A 22248-nucleotide genomic window follows, 5' to 3' on the forward strand; every position below is an offset into this window, starting at 1 on the left:
CACGTCGTGCATCATCCCGATCTGAATGCCAACCATTCGGCAGTGCATCGCGCGCTGATTGAAGAAAACCGCTGGCGCGCCCAGCGCTACGGAACCGATGGCACCTACATCGATTTGGTGTCGTTGGAGCCGGTCTCGTTCAGAAGCTGGCTAGACGCGGTGATCGCCCTGCTAGCGCCCGACATCGAACATCTCGGGGTCGAAGACGACATCCAGCATCTCAAGACCATCCCCAAGCGCGGTACCTCGGCGCATCTTCAGCTCGAATATTTCCGCGGCTTGAGGAAGTTCGGCCGCTCGCCGCGGGAAGCGATCGGCGACGTGACGAAATGGCTAAGGACTTCGACGGAGACCGGCAATTTCGCCGCGAGGAATGACGAGCCTAAGAAAGCCAGGGATCAACAGCCTTTCGCAACACTGGCGGCCTTTGGATCGAAACTGCCTCCGGGTGATATCGCGTTCAAGTGAAGGTCAAAGCGAGATCTATTCGACCAGGCACTGGCTCAAGACGTCGCGTCCAATGCAAACACGACCTCTTAACGATCCACCTCGCCAAACACGATGTCCAATGAGCCTAGAATCGCCGAGACATCGGCGAGCAAGTGCCCCTTGCAGAGAAAGTCCATCGCCTGGAGGTGGGCAAACCCCGGCGACCTGATCTTGCATTTGTAGGTCTTGTTGGTGCCATCCGAGACCAGGAACACTCCAAACTCGCCTTTGGGCGCTTCGACGGCTACGTAGATCTCGCCGGCAGGAACGTGAAATCCTTCCGTGTACAGCTTGAAATGATGAATGAGCGCTTCCATGGAGCGCTTCATCTCGCCGCGACGAGGCGGCGTGACCTTGTTGTCTTGTACGAGAACCGGGCCTCTTCCGTCCGGAGACCTCAGCTTCTCGATGCACTGCTTCATGATGCGGACTGACTGCCGCATCTCCTCCATTCGAATGAGATACCGGTCGTAGCAGTCTCCGTTCTTGCCAACCGGGATATCGAAGTCCATTTCCGCATAGCAGTCATAGGGCTGCGCCTTCCGCAGGTCCCAGGCCGCACCGGACCCGCGCACCATAACGCCCGAGAAGCCCCAGGCCAGGCTTGCTCGAGGGTGACCCTGCCGATATCCACGTTGCGGCCCCTGAAGATTCGGGTTCGGCGAAAGCAGCCGATCCAGATCGTCCACCATACGCAGGAACGGATCGCACCAGGCCTCAATGTCGTCGATCAGCTTCGGGGGACCCCGATCGCGGCTAGGGTGAAGGTTTGCAATGTCGTGGACAGAAAGCGTGATGGCCGAACAGTCTCCGAGCCTCAGAAACTTCACCATCAATTTTGGCCCACAGCATCCCGCCGCTCACGGCGTGCTCCGGCTCGTGCTCGAACTTGATGGCGAGGTGGTCACGCGGGTCGATCCGCATATCGGCCTGTTGCATCGGGGCACCGAGAAGCTGATCGAAGCCAAGACGTATCTCCAGGCGATCCCGTATTTCGACAGGCTCGACTATGTTGCTCCACTGACTCAGGAACACGCCTTCTGTCTTGCTATCGGCGCCTGGCCGCGTTTAGAGTGCATGCAACGCTTAGCTATAATCGCATTCTTATTTGCTTTAGCAGTGATGTTCGCTCGATTCGCTGGGGATGACGACAAGCACACGGCTCATCACAAACAAACGGACACAACCGTGGGCCAGGCTCACTAATCCGACGTGTTGGCCCAGTGGCACACACTCTGCGCCTGCGAACTATTGGGGCTCGCTAAATCCACCTCTGACGGATCAAACCGCTTGGGCCGCTCGATTAGAAATGCCAAGAGCTTAGCACCGGCATGACCGGCAGCGAAGAGCGTAGAAATCCGATGTACATGGCGACGTCCCTTTGGTTGTCGCTCAACTTGGAACAAGCTTTCCGCATCTTCGAATCTCCGTTGTGCCGCCAAGATCTTGGCGCGTACGGCCGTTCCTACGCTTCATTAAAAAAAGGCTCCCGGTCTTGGACCGAGAGCCTTTCCTGCCACGAGGGGTACATCCGCCCCCACGTGCCGTAACCAATGTCCTCACTTCCCAGGTAAGCCCGCAAAGACCCGTTCACTTCAGTGATTGAGCCTCTGTGCCGAAGCCGCGTGAGGGCTAACCTTGCTCGCGTAGATGCTGCTCGAGGTCGATCGCTCGATCTGCATTGTAGGCGCGCTTCAGCAACGAGTTGCGTTCCTCTCCTGGAGGCTGGTGGTCTGCCTGTTGTCGTAAGTTCATCGCGAACTGCGCCAGCCGCGCTTCGAGAGAGTCTGTTTGCTTGAATCGTCTCCTGCGCTTGATCAACGGTGACCTCCCTTTGAACGTTCGGGAGTTATATCTCCGGCCAGATGCAAGCTGCAGGAACATAAGTTAATCACGCGCCAAGTATTTCTGGCCGCCCACATCAAATGATACGGGGCGCGGGGTGGCTGGGATACTAGAGTCAACGACCGACATATTCCACCACTCATGGAAGATGATCAGCAAAGCAACCATTCCGCCAACCGAGGTGGATCGTTTCATCGCAGTCCAAGCCGCAACAAAGACAAACCCCATCATCCAGAAATGCCTCCGAACGGCAACGTGGGTGGCTGATGGTCACGTGCTTGGCCCCGCCACGGCAGCCATCTGGCTCGCTTCACGGGTCGGTGGACGGCGTCGGCGCACGACAGCCAGTGACAGTGGCGGCAGCGATCGCAGTTCCGAAAGTCATCAAGAGCATGGTCGACCGGCAACAGCCTGACCGTTGCGGGGTGGGTCGCGATCGACGAGGCGTCGGCATCTCTGGTAAGCCGCACAATTCGTTTCTCTCCGGTCACAGCGTGCATCTTGGAGCCGTTGTCGGAGCCTTGGCTTGGGCCAAACCCAGGAGAAGAACGTACATCTATGCGGTCGGTGGAGTGCTCGCCGCGACCAGAATAGCCGTCCTGGCACATTGGCCGACGGACGTCCTGCCGGATGGGCACTAGGTGCCGCGATCGAGAAAGTCAATCCGGCAACTAACCGTCTAATCAGGTCGGTCTCCTGAACGCAAAAGCGAATTCAGTGCACGGGCAGAAGCGACTTGGCTTCTTCGCGCAGCCGCTCCGCTTCGGCGGTCAGACGTATCTCCAGCGGGTCCGTTTGCTTCATTCGACTCCGCGTCAACATGGAGCGTTCTCCCTGATCACTGGGTCGGAGCGCTTCGTTGCGTTCGCACCAATTGAGGCCATCGCACGTAGCGATGGTTCTAGGACGTTCCAGAAGCGCAGCGGTTGCAGGCCAGGCGCATCCATGGTCGCGGCATAACCTAGGTTAAGTTAGTCGGTGACTAAATTTACTAATTTAGGAACATCGTGTGACCGCCTGAATTGCCGCGAATGGACAAACAATCGCCGACTGCAGAAAGCGTGCGAGATCCAGGCCGCCCTCAGCTCCTCACCCGCAACGCGAACTGCATTGCTGGAAATGGCGGACGAGTATCGCAAGCGAGCCGAATGCAACGCGTTTCAAGGGCCCGAGCCGGGCAATCCCGCGCGCGCCCAGGGTCTCGGTCAAACCTGCCGTGCCGCCCTTATCAGCTGAACCGATAGAGTTGCAAATAGCTCGGCGAGAACAAGGCCGCTGCCTTGAGCGCGTCGGGATCATTAACGGTCAGGGTCCGATCGCGCAGCACGATCAGGCCGGACGCACGCAGCTCCTGCACGGTCCGGTTAAGGTGCACCACCGACAGGCCGGTAGCGTCCGCAAGGTCCATCTGCGTGACTGGCATGACGCAGGAATTGCCGTCGACCAACCCGACGGGACGAAGCCGCTCGAATATCTCGCAAAACAGATGCGCCACGCGCTCTAGGGCCGTGCGGCGACCAAGGTTGATGGCCCATTCGCGCTGGACGGCGTTGTTGACGAGGGTCTCGCACCAGAGCGCCTCGGCGAGCGATCGATCGCCCCTCGTCAGACTCTCGAAACGCGCGCGCTTGATCTCGGCGTAGACCACCGGCGTCATCGTCGCGATGGAATGATCCATCACGGGGAGCAAGAACGCGTGCGAGTCGCAGCTCTCGCCGGGAAAGATGAAATTGACGATCTGGCGCCGGCCGTCCTCGAGCGTCTTATAGCGGCAAAGCCAGCCCGATAGCACAACCCGGACGCTATCGACGGGATCGCCCTCTGAGATCAAGTCTTCGCTCGCCCCGGCACGCTGGAGACCGTCGAGCATCGCATATTCCAGCGACGCACGCGCCTCCGCAGACAACGGCCTGAGCGCGTTCATCCGGCGAATGACCGGCTCCACCAGGCTGCGATCGGAGGTCGACAAGGGCATCAGCCAGCCACTGCCGGTGTGTGGAACGTGCGCTTGCTCAGCGGAATAACGATCGTGCATAGCAGCCCCGCGGGGTCGAATGCCAGGGAGGTCTGCCCCTTGAACTCGAACGCCAGCGTGCGCTCCAGAAGCTCCGTGCCGAAGCCCTTTCGCGGCGGCGGCTTGGCCTGTGGCCCGCCGCGCTCGCGCCATTCGAACACCAGCTCCGCGGGCTCCGTGCTTTCGTCGAGACGCCAGCTGATTTCAATACGCCCGCTCGGCTGGCTCAAGGCGCCGTATTTCAGCGCGTTGGTCGCGAGTTCGTGGATCGCGAGCGCAAATGTTTCCGCGGCCTTGGGCTGGAAGCGCACCTTGGAGCCGGAGACCCGCACCTCCTCGCCTTCGCGGGCGTTGTAGGCCGTGAGCTCCTCGACCACTAGATATTCGAGGTCGACACCGCCTTCCGGATCGCGTGTCACCAGCGCCTGGGTGCGGGCAAACGCGTTCAGCCGTCCGTCGAGATGGGCGGCGTATTCCTCGACGGTTTTGCTCGATTCCGCCGAGCGGCGGGCGATCGACCGCACCACACCGAGCGTGTTGCGGACGCGATGCTGAAGCTCGGCCAGCAGCAGGCGCTGCCGCTCCTCGGCGCGGGTGATCGCAGTGACGTCGATGAAGGTGATGACGACGCCGGCGATGAAATTGTCGATGCTGCGATAGGGCAGGATGCGCACGATATAGCGTGTGCCGCTGTCAGGCGCGCTCAACTCGCGCTCGACGCTCGCGAGTGTGCGCAGCACGCGGCGGACGTCCTCATAGAGCTCTTCGATGGGAACGCGGGCCTTGATGTGAGCAATGGGGCGGCCGGTATCGGTTTCGACCAGATGCAGAATCTGGGTAATCGCCGGCGTGAAGTTCATCACGCGCAGATCATTATCGAGAAAGACGGTCGCGATCTGCGTACTCTCGAGGAAGTTCTTGAGATCGCTGGTGGCGCGCGTCAATTCCTGGACGCGATGCGCCAGCTCGCCGTTGACGGTGGTCAGCTCCTCGTTGACCGACTGCAATTCTTCACGCGAGGTTTCGAGCTCCTCGTTGGCCGATTGCAGCTCCTCGTTCAGCGACTGATATTCCTCGTTGGAGGATTTCAGCTCCTCGTTGGTGCTCTCGAGCTCCTCGATGGTGGCCTGGAGGTGCTCGCGCGTGGCGCGCAACTCGCTTTCGAGACGCTCGACATGTTCGGTGCGCACCAGGGAATTGGGATTGCTCTGGTCGGCCTCGATGGTGCGGACCGGACCGTCCTTGAACAGCACAACGAAGTTGCGATGACCGCCTGCGCCCTCCTGGATCGGCTCGACGGTGATGTCGACGAGGACGCGGTGGCCGTTGACCCCGAGCTGCACCTGCTCGGCATGAGCCGGCTCGCTGGCTTCCGCGGCACGGCTGAGCGCGGTGCGCAATTCAAGCCGGAGATCGCGGTGCACGAGCTGAAGCAGGTCGAGCGTGGCGGCTCCGGCCGTCGGCTCGATGTAGCGGCCGGTCCGCCCGGAGAAGTGCAGGATCTGGAAATTGTCGTCGGTGATGACATAGGCGGGTGCGTAGCGCTCCGCGATGCGCTGCGCGCGACGTTCCAGCCCGACGTCGGGACCGAAGGAGCGCACCGTCGGCACCTCGACCGGCACCCTGCCCGCTGCGGTCGTGATCGGAAATTCCGGGGGAAGCCGCGTTCCGGACTCCAGCTTCTTGAAGATGCGGGCGCGGCGGTCGATCGGCGCGAACAGTTTCGGATGCCGCGTCACGTTCTCGGAATTTCCGAGAAACAGATATCGCTCCGGCAGCAGCGCGAAATGGAATAGCGGGATCACCCGGTTCTGCAATTCACCATTGAGGTAGATCAGCAGATTGCGGCAGGAGACGAGATCGAGCTTGGAAAACGGCGCGTCCTTGATGACGTTGTGCTGCGAGAAGATGCACATTTCGCGCAGCTCCTTGACCACGCAGTAAGTGTCGCCCTCGCGCACGAACCAGCGCGCCAGGCGCTCGCTGGTCATGTCGGCCTCGATATTGGTGCGATAGCGCCCGACGCGGGCGGCCGCGAGCGCCCGTCCGTCGATGTCGGTGGCGAAGATCTGAACCTGCGGGGCCGAATCCATCCGCGCCATGTGCTCGCGCAGGAGAATGCCGATCGAATAGGCCTCCTCGCCGGTGGCGCAGCCGAGCACCCAGACCCGCACCTGCTGGCCCGCGCTCTTGCCGTCGAATATCTTCGGGACGATCTGGCTTTCCAGCACCTCGAATTCGCGCTTGTCGCGAAAGAACTCGGTGACGCCGATCAGGAGATCGTTGAAGAGATGCTGCGCTTCGTCCTTGTCGTTGCGCAGGAAATCGACATAAGCGGGAATGTCGTCGATCTGAACCACCTGCATGCGCCGCTGCACGCGGCGCAGGAAGGTATTCTGCTTGTAGCCGTGGAAGTCATTGCCGGTCTTGTTGCGCAGGATGTCGGCGATGCGCGACAGCGAGGCCGCGGCCGCGGCCAGAACCTCGTCGAAGCCTTGCTTCTCCTCCAGGCGCCTGAGATGGCGGGCGTAGACTTGGATGTGCTCGGGGATCTCCTCCGGCGGCAGCACGTAGTCGGCGATGGACGCAGGCGTGTTGCCGTCGATCAGATGCTCGGCTTCTTTCTGGCTCCCGACCCTTTCGGCGATGGCCAGACCACCATGATCTTTCAGCGTCGCGGTGCCGAGCGTGCCGTCACCGCCGGTGCCGGCGAGCAGGACGCCGATGGATTGCTCGGCGCGCTCCTCCGCGAGCGACACCAGGAAGCTGTCGATCGTGGCGCGCTCGCCCGGGGCCTGCTCGGCCTTGCGGATCGCGAATCGGTCGCCCTGAATGGTGGTGATCATCGCCGGCGGGCACAGATAGATGGTGCCGCCCTCAACCGCATGGCCATCGACAATCTCTGCGATCTTGCCGCCGTTGGAATTTCGCACGGCCTCGTGCAGCCGCGGCCCGTCGAAGGCCTCGTGATGCTGAAGCGCCAGCACGATGGCCTGATCCACCCCGACGGTCAGTTTGGCGAAGAAGCGCTCGATGCTGTCCAGTGCACCAGGGGAAGCCCCCACGCCGATAATCAGCGGGGCTTTGATCTGGCGCTCTCCATCGACCGGCTGGCCGCCGACTTCATTCATGGCTCTGGTAGCTTTCGTTCACTGGCTGGGACCGACGGGCGCCCAGTCCCCGGAAATAGCAGAAATCGATATTACCCCAACAGGGTAAAGGCAGAAATGTCCCAAAAGGCCTGTCTTTTCGGTCCGAGCGATGTCCGTGCCGGCGAAAAGGTCCATACTTCGTACCGGGCGCAGGAACCGGCGATGCAAATATCGGAAGAGCTCGCGGCCCTGATCAGGCGTGCCGAGGACGCCACCGCAACCGCGTGCCGGCTGGTTGACGAAAATGAGCGCTGGCGCCGCACGGCAAAGCAGCAGCTCGAATTCCTGTTCAAGCTGAGCGCGGAGTTTCGCAGGTCGATGATCGGGCGCTCTTCGGCTAGCCCAACCCCACCTCCTGCCGGAGATACCTGACGCGCTGTTCGATCAAGGTGCGGTGGCGCTCCCATTCGATCAGGGTCTGCTTAAGCAGCTCAACGAACCGCTCGGCCTGGCGCACATCGTGGCCGCCGGCCATAAGCTCGCGCACCCGATCCTCCTGATCGCGGATGCGCTGCCAACCCTCCTCGATATCCCGATCGGCCTTCACCAGGAGATTCTGCTCAGCGTCGAGCTGAGCGGTCCGTTCGGCGAGGGAGATGGCCATGGTGGCGCGCCTTCAAGCCTCCCGCTTGCGAACCGGAGGATCGAGCGACTGTAGCACGACGCGCCGGATCATGTCGGCATATTCCCGGTACTCGGCCGCGCGCGCCTCGTACATCTCGGCGACCGCAAGCCGGCCGCTGCGGCGGCCATCGGAGGCCATACGGTGCACCAGTTCCGCCCGCTCCTCGATGATGCGCAGCGCGACCCGCAAGGCCTCATCCACCCGCCCCTCCTGCTCCTTGGCGAGCGCATCGGCCGTATAGGCGTGGCCCACCTGGCAGCGGAAACGCAGCGGACGCGATTCTTTGACCTCGGACATGACGCCGCCGCAGGCCGGGCAAGTCAGCGCAACGGGGTCGGCCATCACAGAGAGATTATCGGTGCCGATCCGGTCGCCGGCTGCGATCTCGACCTCGAGCCTGATCTCGGGCGGAATCGGCAAAGCCGCTCCGGCCTTCTCCCTGACGAGATCGGACAAGACGTCACCCATACCAGCGCCGGGCACGCAGAGATCGATGGTGGTTGCCTCCATGGCGCGCTTGGGCATTTCGTCGGAAATGGCGTCCGCGGGGTCCTGGACCACCGCCATTCCGCCGCAGCGTTTGATGGCGTTGAGGCCCGCCGCGCCGTCGGACAATAGGCCGCTCAGGAGCACGCCGATCACGCGAGGCCCGTGATGGAGAGCCGCCGATCGGAACAGGGCGTCGATCGCCGGCCGGGCCATGTTCTCACGTGGCCCGCGCCCCAGGAAAATGCGATCCTCGGCAAGCAGGAGATGATGGTCCGGCACACCCAGATAGACTTGGCCGGGCTCGATCTTCATGCCGTTCTCGGCTTGGCGTACTGGAAGCGGTCCGGCACTGCTGGCAACGGTCGAGAGGATGCCGATCCCCTGCGCCGGAATGTGCAGGACGACGAAGATGGCGGCCGGCAGATCCGCGGGCAGACGGCCCAGAATCTGCTTCAAGGGTTGGGTGGCACCGGCCGAGCCTCCGATAACGATGATATCGCGGTTGCTCATGGAACCCGCCTTCGGTTGTATCGTTTGCACCAAGGCGCCCTCTGGCCTTATGTTCCAAAATGGTGAGGAGGGAGCGCCGGAGGGATCATGTCCGTCTCGCCCACACTGTCACGTCAACGCGCGCCGCTGATGGGTCGCCGTATCCTCGTGGTCGAGGACGAATATTTTCTCGCCGATGACATCGGCAACGCGATGCGCACGCTCGGCGCGGAGATCGCCGGTCCGGTCGGCCACATCGAGGATGCGGTCGAGATGCTGCACAACGGCGGCGTTCTCGACGCCGCGGTGCTGGACGTGAACATCCGCGCCAAGCCGATCTTTCCGATCGCCCGGGAGCTCAGGGCACGCCACGTGCCCTTCGTGTTCACCACGGGCTACGACAGGATCAGCATCGAGCCGGAATTCCAGGACGTGCCGATCTGGGAGAAGCCGATCGACATCGTGGCCATGGCGCAGAACCTTGCAAGCCTCGTCGGTGGTCAACCGGGAAGATGCGACGCAGCGTCACCGCCACCGTTTCTTGCAAACGAGAGTGCCGTTCGATGATCTACGCACCCCATGCCAACATCGACAAGCAAACTGCTCAGCCATTCGTACGAGCTGGTTCGCGAGGCCATGGCGCTGCTGCGCAGGAGTGGCCATCTCGAACTGCGCCTACGCGACGAGCTGGGGCAGAACGCCGCACCCCGCCGCACCGCGCCACTGGGTGCGACCGCTGATTTGCTGGTTCGCAGACGATCGACGATCAAAACAGATGCGCGAAGGCGAGCCAGGCGGTCACCGCCAGGCACAACACAACCGCGGCGTAAGGTAGCGCGACGCGCAAGACGGCAAGCCTGTCCGCGTCAGCTCATCATCATCCAGGTAAATGCCGCCACCATCACGAGAAAACCCGTAATCGCGGTCGCGACAAAGGCCTGTTCGATGCGATCCATCGCCAGGGGCCGCCGCGCATTAGGCTATGTGAATCGGCCTTCCTCCTTCTGTCGGTCTGCCCGTTCAGCCCGCGGAGCGCCGCGAATGTTGATGCAGAATATCAGCTTGCCGGCCTCGTCGGTCACCTCTAGCGACCATTCTTGCCCGGGGCGAAATCTCCCGTCGATGTCCTTCAAGACTTCAGCAGCAAAGACCGTGGCGTCATGCCACGCCGCTTCGTCGTCGGGCAAATCCTCTCCTGTGTCATCGGTGCTCGGCTCTGCGCTATGAATGTTGAAAAAGTATCTTGGCATTGCCGATTTAACACAGGTTAGTCGTCGCTGTTCCTAACCGGCTACTCTGCTGCGTCTTGGACCGTGCGAATTTGCTCGGCCCGGCGGGCGAGTTCCTCGTAGGTCTTGGCGACATTGCGTAAGCTTTTCCTCGTCTCAGGATGCTCGCAATTGTCCGCCTTGGTTCGAAACTCCTCCGCTCGCATCTGCCAGTAGCGCGGCGGGTGCATGCGCTCGATACCCATGACGCCAATCCCCTGAATTGGTCCGTTCATGTCGATTAATGTACATTCAGTCCAACTGTTCCGCCTTCCCATCTAAGAACCGTTAGGTCGCTCCTCAGCCTTCGGGTGCATCGCCAATTTTTGGGCCGCGTATTGCTCAGCCAGATTATCGAGGGCTGCGGTGGTGAGCTTGTCGCCTACCCGGTCCGCAATCCTTCGGTACTGCTGGAGCTTCTCGACCAGCTGAGCGCACCTTGCGCACATAGCTGTTGCCTTCATCGATCAGGCTTCATCGATCAGGCAGCAATGTATCATAGGTTAATAAGTTCCCTAAGCGTTTAGGCCACCTGCCGAATTCAACTCGGCCATTGAGGCTGCACCGGCCACCAGAGAGCCCGCGCCTGCGTCGCCTATGGGTCCCATTAGCGGACGCTAGCCGCCTAGGTTGTGCCGTCCAATTCTCGAAGGATCTGATCACGGTGCGCAACGAATTGCATTTGTGTGGATAGAAACGTTTCCAGCACCGCGCGAGCTAAGTTCGTTTCATGCCCGTGCCGTTCGAGCACTTCGATACGCTCTTCTTGGTCGGTAATATTCTGCTCGCCGCTCAATAGATGGCGCTCTGCTTCCTCTAGATGTTGGAGTTGGCGGGACCGATCCATTGCTTTTCTCCCGTCAGGCGGGAGCGCAAATCGGTCTCTCAGCCACCGGCGCCTTTGCAGAGCCTCGGTCCGATGATGAGAGGATGGTGGGCGTCCTCTGGAGCCTTTGCAAGGGCTATTTCTTAGGACCCTCTGCGCCCCACCGCATCAGAGGCGTATTGCTCGAACGACGGTCGCGGTCGTGCATAACGGGATAGCTCGCGAGCCGTCTGCTCTCATCAAGGATACGGAGCGACCGCTGTATAGCCTCCCGAGAATTAGCGATCATCGCGATGTCCATTGGTGTTGTTGTAAATACTCGAGGTATTTCGACGATTGGCGGTGGGAGCTCTCTATTGGGCATGGATCTCAATCCGTGCAGAAGGTTGCACGACCACCAATTTTAAGGGACGGCCGAACCTAAATTCAAAATCTGATGACATCATCGGGACGAACGGGGCAGTGCCGTTGTCGAATTGCGGGAAATTCGGTCTTCTGACCTGATCATTCGTGAGCTAGTGCCTGAGGTCAGCTCCGGGTCAAAAGGGGACCATCGGCATTTCCCTCCCCTCGTCTGCTTCGCAGCGAGAAGCGGACCTCAACGTTGCACGGACCTCAGAGCCCTGCCGCTGACTGATAAGGTTTTCGTGCGACTGATAAGCTTTGCGACCAAACCTTATCAGTCCGGGCAAAACGGCCCTCTGCAGCAGCCTCCTGAGATTGTCAGAAGCCCGCTGGATGGATGGCGGCGGCCCGCTTCGCCCAAAGCAGGTCCGGCTTCTGAGCATCTCGCTGTCGGCGCTGCAGCGTGTCGACGACGCAGAACCGCAGCTGGTGCCGCCGATGTAAACCTCTACCTGTGGTAATAGACTCTCTGGCCGTTGGCGGGGAGAGAAGGATGAAGCTCAACGAAGTGGAAATAAAAGAGCGGGTCCCGGCCGAGGCTCGCGTGTCCTTGAGGGCCACCTTATCATGGAAGAAGCGTTAAATGAGTTTCTTGAGGAAGCGCTTTTCAACCCTGAGCAGGTGAAGCTAGACCGAACGAATTTTCACGTGAAAGGCAACTTCGCGGTCTCTCTGGCGGCTACCTGGACATTCCTACGTCGCTTGACTTGTACTCAATCTCTTTCAATCGGATTTCTGATCCGATCGTGTGAGAGCCGCGTATAGTAATCGTGCATCGTGGACTGCAATGAGCGCAAGGTGCCGATGATGGTCGCCGCCCCTGCGCGCAACGCGTTGCGCTCATGTGTCTCGAAGGCACGGAGCCCACGGCTCAGGGCCGCCTTGATGTTCGCCATCAAGGCCGTGTCCGCCGCCTGGAGGCTCAATAGATGTTGGTGCCAACGCTCCAGCGCGGCACCGGCGAGTCCGGAGTTGCGTCGTTGCAGCTCCTCGGTCCAGGCCAGGGCTTGCCTGGTGTTTGGGTTGTCCCGAAGCTTCGTCAGCTCACGCTCCAGCCACTGGATGTCGGCGCGCGGGTCGCAGGCGCTTGCTGTGTGCCGCCAGAGTTTGCCGAGTTCTTCCGACAAATATTCGAGCGTCATGTGCAGGAAGCGGTGGTGCGCCTGAATCTGGAACTGCAGCTTGTACGACGAATTCAGCGGGTCGTCGCCCGACTCGCGTTGTACCAGAACTTCGTCCTTGAGCGATACTTCCACCCGATATGCATTCTCGATCTCGACGAACAGATAGACGAACCGCACCCATTTGCGGAACAACACCGACAGCGGCACGAATTGCATGCCGTCGTCGCCCACCGTCACGGTCCATTCCATGCCGAAGTCTAATCGGCGCATCACCCCGATCTCGAACATCGCCAGCATCGAATCGATCTCCGGATTTCGATGGTGCTCGATCTTCCGGTAGGCGTTGGTGGCGTCGAGGCCGGCATAGGATTGGATCAGCTTGGCGCCGCCGGGATGCATATGTGCAAAACGCGTCAGATCGTAGACACGCCCTCCGATCGCCTGCCAAAGACCGACTTGCGGCGTGTTCTGCAGCATCAGCTGGGATATTTCGATGCGCCGGCTCAGCGAGGCTGTGCTGCCGGTATAGGTCGAGAACACGTCCTGCATGTAGCGATCGGCGCCGATCATCCGATAGACGGCCTGATAGCCGTCCTCGATCGCCGCTTCCGGCGAGTTGCCCCGCCCGAGCAATTCCACCAGGCCCTCGAGCACAGCCCCGGCGAACGTTGCGCGACCGCAGACGTAAATCGATGCGCCTTCTCCGCCCTCCTCCCGGTCACGAAGCAGCTCCACCAATCGGCTTGCGACCGCCGGCTCGCGAATGAGCTCGTCGACCCGGCAGGCTTTGCCCGGCGCCATCCGTAACATCCCGGTTTCGGGGTCAAATACGGGACGCACCGGTTGCCGCGACACCGCGACCATCAGCTCCAATTCTCCCGCGGCCTGAAGCAATTCGAGTTCGTCGCGATAAGGAATCGACTCCACGTCGCGCACCGACAAAATCAGGATGTTGCGGCCCGATGCAGACCGTGCGCGCGCTTGCAGGAAGCCGCGGAACGGCGCGATGCCGGTGCCGGCCGCAAACATCACGATTGGCGTCGATGGATCGCGCGGCAGCGAGAAACGGGGCGGGTGCATGACACGCACGACGACGCCACGACTCTGATCGCCTTGAGCATCGCACAGGAAGCTGGATGCCGTTCCGCGGCGCTGACCGCCGGGGCTCGTTCGCGACGTCTCGCTCTGATAGGTTAGATGGCCGACGGTGAGCTCGATCTCCTCGACCGGCGCGGTCCTGTCGACCGGCGCCGACGATATCGAATACAGCCGCGGCGCCATCGGCGGGACGATTTGACAAATGTGGTGCGGCTCTCCCGGAAGCGCAGCAAGCAAACGCTCGGCCTCGAATCCTCCGGTCTTGAGCTTTTCCAACAGTTCCCACAGCTCCCATTGGTCTTCCATGCGGTCGTCTATCAGACGACGCAGATGCTCGCTGTGCGTCAAGGCATAAAGCCGTCTTGCGACCTCTCGCGTCACGGGACGTACCTGTCCGAAAGTCAGCAATTCCGACAAACGCACGGTGTGGGACCCATCATGCCACTCAGGCCTTGCCGCTGCGGCGCGCCAGCTTTGCGTGAGAGTGACGGGCTCATGACCGTCGGCATTGAGCGCCGCCAGCGTTCGCTGCACCAGATCCGCCGGATTTTCGGGCAGGACCGCGAGACGATCGCCCGGCTCGTAGCGCATCCCCATGCCCTTGACGTCGAAAACGATACGACGCATTATCGCGGGCTCGATACCGACGTTCGATACCGATTTGATGCGCGCGAAGGACGCGTGGGATGGATATTGCCGAGCCCGCTCGATCCGCGAATTTTCGAACGAAGTGTCCACGACGTCCCAGGCGCGGTCCTTGAACATCCCCGAAAAGCCCGTGACCGTCGAGCTACGGCCGGTCTTGAAGGCGGCATCCATGAATGTGAAGGCCTTGGTCCGGTGCCGCGCCAGCAGGCCGTGGCCCCCCTGATATGCGTCGCGGGTCTCGTTGAACAATCCCTGCAATTCGCGGTCGCCGCTCTCCCTGACGTAATCGGCCACCGAGACCTGGCGCACCGCGACGATGAACTGTTTCCAGTGCAACGGAAACGCGTTGCGAAGCATCAGCGCCTCGCCGCCCAACTGGGTCTTGTAGTCATGCCGCTCGAGGAATTCGTCCATCACATGGAAAAACGGCGTCTCGACGCCGGTCGCATTGTGCACGCCGGCCCTGAGCGGCAATGGAAGCGTGGCGAACATCTTGGTCCACACCACCGGATCGACATGGAAGTCGCCGCAGTGCCGGTTGGGGTTCGCCTTGAGCAACGACGCAAAGGTAAGATGATTGAGCGTGTCGCTCATCAGGGCGAGTTCGGTCTTGAGCGCGCTGCTGTTTCCTCCAGCCACCGCCTCTTGCGCGCGCACCACGGCGCCGACCAGCGGCGTGCTCTGGGCCAGCATCTCCAGCACGACAAGCATGAAGACCTCGACGCCGGGATTGTTCCAGATCGAGGTCAGCAGTTTCATGTTCTCGACCCGCATCGGCGCGGGCGCGGAGGGATCGATCAGCCGCCAGTTGTGGAACATGTAGTCGGTGGTCGACATGGTCCAACGCGGCTTGTCTAGGCGCCAGGCGATCGTGCTCCAGGGCTGCGCGAGCGCGTCAGGGAGCTGCGCGGGCGCCGGCACTTCGATATTGTAATAGGCTTGAGCGAGCAAACCGACCACGGACGAGGCGCGCAACAGATACCGGTCGGGCAAGACGCCGGGCGACGCATCCAGAAGCGGCAATCTGTCCAACGTTCGTCGCACGATCATGCCATCGCATAGGGTCGGCAGCGACGCCGCCGCATCGGTCCACGCATTGAATGGCGCCGGCAAATCCAGGACAGGCGGAGTGATGCTGACGAAGCCATGTGACTCCGACAGCGCCCCGAGATTGACGTGACCCAAGGCAGCGTTGGTGACTTCCGCCTGCCGCAGGACCAGTCTGGCCGGAACGCTCATACGAGCGAGTTCCCGACGTCGAGCGACACGCTGTGCAGTCGCCCCACCACCGTCTCCAGGATTGTGGCTCGCGTCACCAGGCCGAGCAGTCGACCGTCCCGCACCACGGGCAGCGAGTGAATGTTGGTTTGCACCAGCGTAACAGCCACCTTCGCGACGTGATCGTCGGGGTCCACGATGATCGGCTCGGTGATCATCAGCGGTGCCATTGGTTGCCGCGACAGTCCGCGCCCCATCTTCAGGACCAGCGCGAGGGCCTGCTCCAGCGAGCCGCCCTCGGCCAGAATGTCGTCAATCTTCGGCAAACAGGCGCGAAGGATGTCACCCGCCGAAATGACACCCATCAACTCCCCCTGCTCGTTGACGACCATCAGATCGCTCGCGCCGGAGAGAGCAACAATCTCAGCCGCCTGCTGCAAATTGGAGTCCATGCGAATGCGGGGAATCCGATTGGTCATGACCTCGCGAACTTTCATGCGGTCTCCGCGCCTCTTTGCTGGAAGCTACTTGCACCCGGCAATAGCGATGTCATGAAGCGGTCAGCGCTGTTTCGCCAACCTCTTGAGGCGAGCATCCTCCCGTTCCACGCCGGCACCGACGATGGCGTGGTTCACCATGACTCCCTCGAGAACCAGGGACAGCCGGCTCACCCCGTCGTTCCATGCCTCGGTCTGTTTGAGCGCTTGAAGCTTCGGCACATCGCCCTCGATCAAGACAAAGCCTGCCAGGCCGCCGCCGTGCGGCTCAAGCAACGTGCGGACGTATGAGGTAATCTGTCCGGAAGTCCTTAGCTCCTTGAGCCAGATGGCCAGCCGCTCCAGCAGTTCGAGCGCATCAGTTTCGCGATTCTGTATCGGCCGGCTCCATCCAAGAAAGATTGCTGCGTCGCTCATTTTGTTCCCCTGCAACTTGGCTACCCCCGATCGGTCGCGAGCGTAGCGTTCTATTGTGCTCATCTTGCCATCTGCCGATAAGTTGGACCTTGAAACCCGTTGATGTCGGTTCGTCGTGACACGCACAGATCGCTCATTCGAACTGACGACGTCGCGCCGACAAAGGAATTCCGCGCCTCACCACGCATACCGGACCACGCCCTTGCCGGCGTAGGAGCGCGTGACATTCGAGAACTCGCCCTCGAACGTCGCCGCGGCCGACCAGCCGTTGAGCCATGTCATGCCGGCCGACCCCGTCACCAGCGCGGCGTCCCCGGCCTGCCGTGCACCGTTTACGATGAAGCTCGCGCCCGGCAGCGTCTGGAACGTGGCGCCGATCGATCGGTCCGGATTGAAATCATGTGCCCAGGCGGCGCGACCGCGCAACGTGAAGATGCCGCTCTGCACCCCGAATGATTTGTCGGTGCGCAGGCCGACTTCGCCGCGGCTGTCGGTCACGCTCTTCGCGTTATAGGCGAGCGCAAACACGTTGCTGCCGACGATCGCCTGTTCGGCATAGGCCGGCAGCTCAAATGCGATGAACTGTCCGGCGGCGTAGGGGGTCCAGCCGAAACCCTGGCTTACAAACCGATAGCCGCCCTCGAGGCGGCCCGACCACGCATTGGCGCGGAACTGCGCACGGAGCCGATCGACACCGGCGACGGTAACCGTGCGATCGGTGGTGATGTCCTGCCATCCATACGCCAGCGCGCCGGTGATATAGGCCGGACCGGCGTTATGCCGGACGAACGCACCGGCCTGGAAAAGGTCGGATCTGCCGGAGCCAGATCCGTTGACGCTGAAACTGGTCCCGCCGCCGGCCAGCGCAAAGCCCGCCAGCGTATTCGCAGAGATGCGGTAGTCGGCGCCGACAGCGCCGGCCGCGAGGTTGCTGCGCGTGCTGTTCGATCCGGCAATCGTATCGCCCGCGGTGGTCTGCGATCCGCCAAAGCCCACGGCCCAGACGCTCCAGCGCTGCTCGAAGACGGTCGCGATCGGCGGCGCCTTGGCGTAGATCGCCGCATAGGCGTCGCGCGCGCCCTTCGAACGTGTCGCGCCGCGTGCCGCATCAGGGAGGCTCTCTTCCGCGTAGGCGTTCGGGCTGCCGCCACCGCTGATCGGCTCGCCCCGCCCTGCAACGAACGGATCGGTCATCACGCCCATGAACTGGTTCATGGCGTTGAAGGTGGTCTGCTGCGATCCGGTAGCGGTTTCGCCGGAGATTTGCGTCAGCCCCGCCGGCGTCAGCGCGCCGAACACCAGGGGGATGCGACCGGTGCTGTTGAAGAAATTGATCAGGGTGTTGCCGACCGCCTGTTGATTGCCGTTCAGGCCGCCGAAATTCGACGCAAAGACCAGCGACAGATCGAGATAGGCATGCGTCGCGTCATAGCTCAATGCCGTCTTGAAACCGTCCGGCAGGTTGGTGTTGACCGGCCCGCTGAACGGACCGTTGACATGGCCGGCGGTCAGGATCGTGTACTGCTTCGCGACATAGCTGCCGTTGGCGAACACGGCGTTGACAGTGGCGCCATTGAGCGTCGCCGTTCCCGTGATGTTCGCGAATGACGCCGCGCCCGGGTCGATTTGCACCAGATAGGTCGCCGCCGCCTGGAGAACGAGACTTCCCGTGACGGTCATCGAGGAGCCCGCGGCGCCGTTGCCCGGCGCAAAAATCCCACCGTTGACGGCGAGGTTCGCCGTGTTGCCGACACCGCTCAGGGTACCGCCCGCCATCGCATAGGCGCCCGTGATCGTGCCGTCGTTCACGGTCGAATTGGTGGTGATGGTTCCGAGATTGCTGATGGTCGCGCCCGCCGCATTGACCAGCGAGGTCGCGCTCAGCGTCCGGGTCGCGGCAACCACGATGCCGTTCGCATTGTTTGAATTGTTGGTCAGCGTCGTAATGCCGGTGAAATTGCCGCCGGTGACGTTCAATTGGGCGACGCCGCCGGTCACGAACGAGTTGTCGGTCGTGACGTTGCCACCGACATTGAATGTACCGTTGTTGACGGCTATACCGCCATTGATCGCGCCTCCATTGGCGTTGACGGTGGCAGTGCTGGCAAGGCCACCGCTGGTGGTGCCCTTGGTCTGCGTGTAGATGCCGGCGCCACTTACGCTAACGCCGGCCGAGACGATGTTGCTGTTGGTGACCGTGCCGCCCGACACCGCCACGCCGCCGATCGTGCCGGTGTTTGCAAACGTGCCAACCGTGTTCAACAGGCCCCCATTCAGCGCGCCGCTGTTGGTGCCGGTGCCCGCGTTGGTCACGAGACCGGAGACCGTGCCGGGCGCGTTGTTGTTGAAGGTGCCGCCGGCATTGTTGCTGATCGTGCCGGTCCAGGTCAGGCTGTTGTTGATTGTGCCGGTGCTGGAAACGACGTTGCCGATCCAGATGCCGTTGTTGGCAATGCCGGTCGCATTGCCGGCATTGCTGATGACGTTGCCCGTCCAGGTGCCGGTCGAGGCGTTCGTAATCGTGCCGGTGTTTGTCGCGACATCGGCATTGTAGCTGAGATTGTTGGTGACTGTGCCTGCGTTGTTCAACGCGTCGTTGATTTGGCCGTTGTTGGTGATGGTGCCGGTCGCATTGTTGGTGATGCCGCCCGCGATGGCGTTCAGGACGCCGCCGACATTGACCAGGATGACGCCGGAGTTGGTCAGAAGATGATCGATCTGATACGTACCTGCATTGTTGACCGTCAGATTCGATCCCTGCTGATTGGTGAAGGTGCTGTTGGTGATGTGCAGCGTGCCGACGTTGACTGTGGTGTCGCCATGATAGGTCAGCGAACCCGTCGCCCCCGACAGCGTCAGCGTGCCGGTGCCGTTCTTGACCAGATGCAGGGCGCCGGCTGCTGCAGCGCCTCCCGTCACGGCGGTGTCGGTGATGTTGCCTGCATAGCTCGTTGACGCGTTGCCGGCACCGTTCGTGGTAAGCGTCGCAGCCGCAGCGGCGCTATTGGTGACCGTGGCACCCGTATTGCCTGTCAACGAGCCGATGGTCTGGTTAAATCCCGCCAGATCCAGCGTGCCCGGCGAATTGACCGTGATCGCACTGGTCGATCCAAACACATTGGTTCCAGCGCCGGCCGCCAATGTACCGGCCGAGATGGTCCACGGCGTGGCTGTGCCCGGCGTGCCCGTGAGGGTCCAGGTACTGGTGCCGGTCTTGGCGAATATTCCGAAGCCCTGGTACTGGGCGCCGAGGCCCGACACATCGAACGATGCATTGGTCGACCCGCCAAGCCTGAACGTATCGGCAGAACTGAACGCGACCACCTTGCCTGTGATTGACGAGCCGAACCGGATTTCCAGAATGTTCGTGCCGCCCGTGAAGGTGATGGCGTTACCATCGGCGCCCACGAGACCCGCAGCACCCCCACCGCTGAGTCCGCCCGCGCCGCCGGCGCCCTTTCTGATCGTTCCGGCGTTGATGATCGTCAACCCGGCGCCCGTGATGCCTGCACCGCCGGCACCGCCATTACCGCTGCCGAACGAACCGCCGACGCCGCCGATGCCGCCATCGCCGCCCTGCACCGTTATACCGCTGCCGATGGCCAGTGTGGTCGACGCGCCACTGGTGACATCGAGGCCGATGCCGCCGGTGCCGGCTTCGCCGCCGCGAAATACGTTTGTTCCCATGCCGCCGTTGCCGCCGGCGCCACCGATGACGTTGACGTTGAGAGTGCCGAGTACGCCGGAAGTGGTGATCACGGCTCCGTAGCCGCCCGCGCCACCGCCGCCACCACCACCACCACCTGGCGCGCCGTCGAATCCGTCGGCTCCATTGCTGCCTGTGGACGCGCTCGCCGGGAGCCCGGCGCCCACATCAAAATAGCCGTGTGCGCCGCCTTGTCCGCCATTGCCGCCGTTGGTGTTGCCCGCACCGCCCAGTCCGCCGGTGACGCCAGCGCCGCCGCCACCACCGCCAGAGTTGTTCGTGGCATTCCCGCCAGTGCCACCCGCTCCGGTCGGATTATCCAGTCCCCCGACGCCGCCGGAGGGTGAGCCCTGACTGCCGGCCCCTCCATCCGCGCGTGCGGCATCCTCAAGAACAATGGCGGCGGCAAAAGTCAGCGGCACGATGAAGCATGCCGCTGCAGCCCGAGAGCGGAGACGGCTCGCGCGGACAATGCGACGCAGAAATGCGACAGAACAAGACAGCCAAAACTCCGCGCAGTCGAACAGAGGCGAATGAAACTCCCGTGCGCCTGGCGGCGCTGGTAGCGCATCGAGCTCACAAGCCGGGCGAAACCAATCGGGTTTCGCGGCAATCAGGGATCGGCGAAGTGAGATGGCCACCGCTATGATCCATCCTGACAGACGCTCACCATGTAGATGCTCAGCTCGTTCGTCTTGATCAGGTCGTAGGGATCGTCCACCCCTTGTTCGCGCAGCCATTTGATTTGGAGATCGTAAGCCGGGCGTTCGTAGGCGGCGGCACAGGGGAGGTCTATCTTGTTGAACCGCTGCACATGGTGCACCAGTTCATGCAGCAGGGCGCTCTTCTGCCGCAGATTATCCGGCTGCCATTCTCGCGGCAGGTAAATCGCGCCCTCCTCGATATTGTAGAGCGCTTGCAGCTCCAGCACGCCGTTGACCGAAGCGCCATATCGCACCGCCATCTCCGTTGGCGTCGCGAAGTGGATCGATGGGTGATCGGGAGCCGCCAGGCCCGTCTGGACGACGATCCATGCGATGTAGGCGGCGATCAAATTGTTCAATGTGTAACCTCATGCGCAATTTGCGCTCGTGTTCGCGCAGTACCCGACACCGTCTTCGCCTGCGCCAGTCAGTCGCCCCAGGCTGCGATGTCTACAGTGCGGCTACCGTGATCCGCCGCTGCACGCGCGATCAGAACGCCGCCAATCACGTGCGCGATGCCGAAGCCGATAAGGGCCAGAATCATCAAGTGTGTTCCGCTCAATCGCCTCATGTTTTTCTCTCTTTCACTGTTTGCTATCCGACGATCGTGCGTTTCCATGTCTGGCGATGAAATAGGCTCACTAAGACTGGTTTCGACTCGATCGGGGACAAGGTTCCGGTAGCGATGGATGACTTTGATTGCCTCGCGGCGACGGGATTCGTGAAGTGCAGCGAGGATCGTGGATGCGCTCACAGGCGTCGGGGACAGCACAGGAAAATCGGTATTCATGACCCTCTCCTGAAGTTTCACGAGATTGCCTGGGTAGGCGCGGTGACAGTTCGCCTGCCCGACACTATCGAACCTGCCGCCGCGCTTGCTGGCGTGTGTCACGTCGATGTTCATTGTTCGCTAGGGACGCGGCGAAACGTAATGTGAAATGAAATCATCGGACAACAGATAGGCCTGGTCGACTTGGGGTCGTTCGGTCGTTGCAGCGAATGCAATTACCAAAGCCAGCAACGAACCGTAGAACGCCACCACCCCGATCCTCCATGCCGTTACAATTCGGCGCTTCTCCTTGCGTGAGAGAACGTCATTTGATTGCAATTGTAGTTGCGCGATGTCGGTCAATGGGGCCTCCAGGCTGATGGCTAGTTTGAAATTGGAGTTCGATTAGTCGCCTCCGAACAGGAGGGGTGCGACGGGAGGCGCGGAGTGCGAGGCCGGGCTGGC

The 22248-nt window shown here is 61.7% G+C and carries 21 protein-coding genes and 2 pseudogenes; 5 read left to right on the forward strand and 18 right to left on the reverse strand.

Going from position 1 to position 22248, the window contains the following annotated elements; genetic code table 11:
* Positions 1 to 6: 6 nt before the first annotated feature.
* Positions 7 to 468 (forward strand): glutamate--cysteine ligase family protein, encoded by a 462-nt coding sequence (locus GA0061098_RS25670; RefSeq protein ID WP_129590924.1) that lies wholly within the window; start codon positions 7 to 9, stop codon positions 466 to 468.
* A gap of 68 nt (positions 469 to 536) precedes the next feature.
* Here GA0061098_RS25670 and GA0061098_RS25675 read toward each other — a convergent pair whose 3' ends face one another.
* Positions 537 to 1322 (reverse strand): NADH-quinone oxidoreductase subunit D-related protein, encoded by a 786-nt coding sequence (locus GA0061098_RS25675; RefSeq protein WP_091963076.1) that lies wholly within the window; start codon positions 1320 to 1322, stop codon positions 537 to 539.
* Here GA0061098_RS25675 and GA0061098_RS25680 point away from each other — a divergent pair.
* Positions 1285 to 1599, forward strand: a pseudogene (locus tag GA0061098_RS25680) (NADH-quinone oxidoreductase subunit D); the annotation flags it as partial. The gene GA0061098_RS25675 and the pseudogene GA0061098_RS25680 overlap by 38 nt on opposite strands.
* Positions 1600 to 2121: 522 nt before the next feature.
* On the opposite strand, the gene GA0061098_RS25685 reads toward GA0061098_RS25680, so the two are convergent.
* On the reverse strand, positions 2122 to 2310 hold the full coding sequence (locus GA0061098_RS25685) for a hypothetical protein (protein WP_245323568.1): 189 nt from the start codon (positions 2308 to 2310) through the stop codon (positions 2122 to 2124).
* A gap of 66 nt (positions 2311 to 2376) precedes the next feature.
* Positions 2377 to 2565, reverse strand: a complete 189-nt coding sequence (locus GA0061098_RS25690; RefSeq protein WP_091963078.1) for a hypothetical protein — start codon at positions 2563 to 2565, stop codon at positions 2377 to 2379.
* A gap of 35 nt (positions 2566 to 2600) precedes the next feature.
* Here GA0061098_RS25690 and GA0061098_RS47470 point away from each other — a divergent pair, with 35 nt between their 5' ends.
* Entirely contained in the window at positions 2601 to 2975 is a 375-nt protein-coding gene (locus GA0061098_RS47470; RefSeq protein ID WP_091963082.1) for a phosphatase PAP2 family protein, read from the forward strand.
* Between the two features lie 587 nt (positions 2976 to 3562).
* Here the strand turns inward: GA0061098_RS47470 and GA0061098_RS25700 are convergent.
* Together GA0061098_RS25700 and GA0061098_RS25705 are read right to left on the reverse strand one after the other, a co-directional pair.
* The gene (locus GA0061098_RS25700) at positions 3563 to 4309 is read right to left on the reverse strand and encodes a Crp/Fnr family transcriptional regulator (protein ID WP_091963083.1); all 747 of its coding nucleotides are present in this window, start codon (positions 4307 to 4309) and stop codon (positions 3563 to 3565) included.
* Complete coding sequence (locus GA0061098_RS25705) at positions 4309 to 7392, reverse strand: CheR family methyltransferase (protein WP_245323580.1); 3084 nt, start codon at positions 7390 to 7392, stop codon at positions 4309 to 4311. Before GA0061098_RS25705 ends, GA0061098_RS25700 begins: the two co-directional genes overlap by 1 nt.
* Here GA0061098_RS25705 and GA0061098_RS46265 point away from each other — a divergent pair.
* Positions 7318 to 7872 carry a hypothetical protein gene (locus tag GA0061098_RS46265; RefSeq protein WP_245323581.1) on the forward strand — a complete coding sequence of 185 codons (555 nt, stop codon included), beginning with the start codon at positions 7318 to 7320 and terminating at the stop codon, positions 7870 to 7872. The two genes, GA0061098_RS25705 and GA0061098_RS46265, sit on opposite strands and share 75 nt — an antisense overlap.
* Here GA0061098_RS46265 and GA0061098_RS25715 read toward each other — a convergent pair.
* Positions 7838 to 8104, reverse strand: coding sequence for a hypothetical protein (locus GA0061098_RS25715; protein WP_091963092.1), 267 nt, complete (start codon positions 8102 to 8104; stop codon positions 7838 to 7840). The two genes, GA0061098_RS46265 and GA0061098_RS25715, sit on opposite strands and share 35 nt — an antisense overlap.
* 12 nt (positions 8105 to 8116) lie before the next feature.
* Complete coding sequence (locus tag GA0061098_RS25720) at positions 8117 to 9124, reverse strand: chemotaxis protein CheB (protein ID WP_091963094.1); 1008 nt, start codon at positions 9122 to 9124, stop codon at positions 8117 to 8119.
* An 87-nt stretch (positions 9125 to 9211) separates the two neighbouring features.
* Between GA0061098_RS25720 and GA0061098_RS25725 the strand changes: the two genes are divergently transcribed.
* Positions 9212 to 9670, forward strand: coding sequence for a response regulator (locus GA0061098_RS25725; RefSeq protein WP_091963097.1), 459 nt, complete (start codon positions 9212 to 9214; stop codon positions 9668 to 9670).
* A gap of 413 nt (positions 9671 to 10083) precedes the next feature.
* On the opposite strand, the gene GA0061098_RS45665 is transcribed toward GA0061098_RS25725, so the two are convergent.
* From GA0061098_RS45665 to GA0061098_RS43995, 11 genes and pseudogenes are all read right to left on the reverse strand, one after another.
* Positions 10084 to 10353 (reverse strand): DUF6894 family protein, encoded by a 270-nt coding sequence (locus GA0061098_RS45665; RefSeq protein WP_430649277.1) that lies wholly within the window; start codon positions 10351 to 10353, stop codon positions 10084 to 10086.
* 41 nt (positions 10354 to 10394) lie between these two features.
* Positions 10395 to 10577, reverse strand: a complete 183-nt coding sequence (locus GA0061098_RS25735; protein WP_091963188.1) for a hypothetical protein — start codon at positions 10575 to 10577, stop codon at positions 10395 to 10397.
* Between the two features lie 419 nt (positions 10578 to 10996).
* Positions 10997 to 11218, reverse strand: coding sequence for a hypothetical protein (locus GA0061098_RS25745; protein WP_091963103.1), 222 nt, complete (start codon positions 11216 to 11218; stop codon positions 10997 to 10999).
* A 1097-nt stretch (positions 11219 to 12315) separates the two neighbouring features.
* Positions 12316 to 14847, reverse strand: a complete 2532-nt coding sequence (locus tag GA0061098_RS25750) for a cytochrome b5 domain-containing protein (protein ID WP_245323572.1) — start codon at positions 14845 to 14847, stop codon at positions 12316 to 12318.
* Positions 14848 to 15099: 252 nt separating this feature from the next.
* A pseudogene (locus tag GA0061098_RS47475) lies at positions 15100 to 15711 on the reverse strand (PrnB family protein); the annotation flags it as partial.
* Positions 15708 to 16187, reverse strand: a complete 480-nt coding sequence (locus GA0061098_RS25755; RefSeq protein WP_091963109.1) for a CBS domain-containing protein — start codon at positions 16185 to 16187, stop codon at positions 15708 to 15710. The pseudogene GA0061098_RS47475 and the gene GA0061098_RS25755, both read right to left, overlap by 4 nt.
* A 63-nt stretch (positions 16188 to 16250) precedes the next feature.
* Complete coding sequence (locus GA0061098_RS25760; protein ID WP_129590925.1) at positions 16251 to 16604, reverse strand: hypothetical protein; 354 nt, start codon at positions 16602 to 16604, stop codon at positions 16251 to 16253.
* Positions 16605 to 16781: 177 nt separating this feature from the next.
* Complete coding sequence (locus tag GA0061098_RS46275; RefSeq protein ID WP_245323574.1) at positions 16782 to 20732, reverse strand: autotransporter outer membrane beta-barrel domain-containing protein; 3951 nt, start codon at positions 20730 to 20732, stop codon at positions 16782 to 16784.
* 221 nt (positions 20733 to 20953) lie between these two features.
* Positions 20954 to 21373: a DUF6647 family protein gene (locus tag GA0061098_RS25775; RefSeq protein ID WP_091963115.1), complete on the reverse strand. Its 420-nt coding sequence runs from the start codon at positions 21371 to 21373 to the stop codon at positions 20954 to 20956.
* Positions 21374 to 21441: 68 nt separating this feature from the next.
* Positions 21442 to 21918 carry a hypothetical protein gene (locus tag GA0061098_RS25780; RefSeq protein WP_165637595.1) on the reverse strand — a complete coding sequence of 159 codons (477 nt, stop codon included), beginning with the start codon at positions 21916 to 21918 and terminating at the stop codon, positions 21442 to 21444.
* Positions 21919 to 21924: 6 nt separating this feature from the next.
* Complete coding sequence (locus GA0061098_RS43995; RefSeq protein ID WP_129590926.1) at positions 21925 to 22146, reverse strand: hypothetical protein; 222 nt, start codon at positions 22144 to 22146, stop codon at positions 21925 to 21927.
* Positions 22147 to 22248: the final 102 nt, after the last annotated feature.

It is taken from the genome of Bradyrhizobium shewense, from assembly GCF_900094605.1.
GTDB classification, from domain to species: domain Bacteria; phylum Pseudomonadota; class Alphaproteobacteria; order Rhizobiales; family Xanthobacteraceae; genus Bradyrhizobium; species Bradyrhizobium shewense.

Bases quoted from the DNA above. Each gene is read 5' to 3' on its own strand.
- GA0061098_RS25675 (WP_091963076.1), bottom strand. From the start codon at position 1,322: ATGGTGAAGTTTCTGAGGCTCGGAGACTGTTCGGCCATCACGCTTTCT.
- GA0061098_RS25690 (WP_091963078.1), bottom strand. From the start codon at position 2,565: ATGATGGGGTTTGTCTTTGTTGCGGCTTGGACTGCGATGAAACGATCC.
- GA0061098_RS47470 (WP_091963082.1), top strand. From the start codon at position 2,601: ATGGTCACGTGCTTGGCCCCGCCACGGCAGCCATCTGGCTCGCTTCAC.
- GA0061098_RS25700 (WP_091963083.1), bottom strand. From the start codon at position 4,309: ATGCCCTTGTCGACCTCCGATCGCAGCCTGGTGGAGCCGGTCATTCGC.
- GA0061098_RS46265 (WP_245323581.1), top strand. From the start codon at position 7,318: ATGCTGAAGCGCCAGCACGATGGCCTGATCCACCCCGACGGTCAGTTT.
- GA0061098_RS25715 (WP_091963092.1), bottom strand. From the start codon at position 8,104: ATGGCCATCTCCCTCGCCGAACGGACCGCTCAGCTCGACGCTGAGCAG.
- GA0061098_RS25720 (WP_091963094.1), bottom strand. From the start codon at position 9,124: ATGAGCAACCGCGATATCATCGTTATCGGAGGCTCGGCCGGTGCCACC.
- GA0061098_RS25725 (WP_091963097.1), top strand. From the start codon at position 9,212: ATGTCCGTCTCGCCCACACTGTCACGTCAACGCGCGCCGCTGATGGGT.
- GA0061098_RS45665 (WP_430649277.1), bottom strand. From the start codon at position 10,353: ATGCCAAGATACTTTTTCAACATTCATAGCGCAGAGCCGAGCACCGAT.
- GA0061098_RS25735 (WP_091963188.1), bottom strand. From the start codon at position 10,577: ATGGGTATCGAGCGCATGCACCCGCCGCGCTACTGGCAGATGCGAGCG.
- GA0061098_RS25745 (WP_091963103.1), bottom strand. From the start codon at position 11,218: ATGGATCGGTCCCGCCAACTCCAACATCTAGAGGAAGCAGAGCGCCAT.
- GA0061098_RS25755 (WP_091963109.1), bottom strand. From the start codon at position 16,187: ATGAAAGTTCGCGAGGTCATGACCAATCGGATTCCCCGCATTCGCATG.
- GA0061098_RS25760 (WP_129590925.1), bottom strand. From the start codon at position 16,604: ATGAGCGACGCAGCAATCTTTCTTGGATGGAGCCGGCCGATACAGAAT.
- GA0061098_RS25780 (WP_165637595.1), bottom strand. From the start codon at position 21,918: ATGAACATCGACGTGACACACGCCAGCAAGCGCGGCGGCAGGTTCGAT.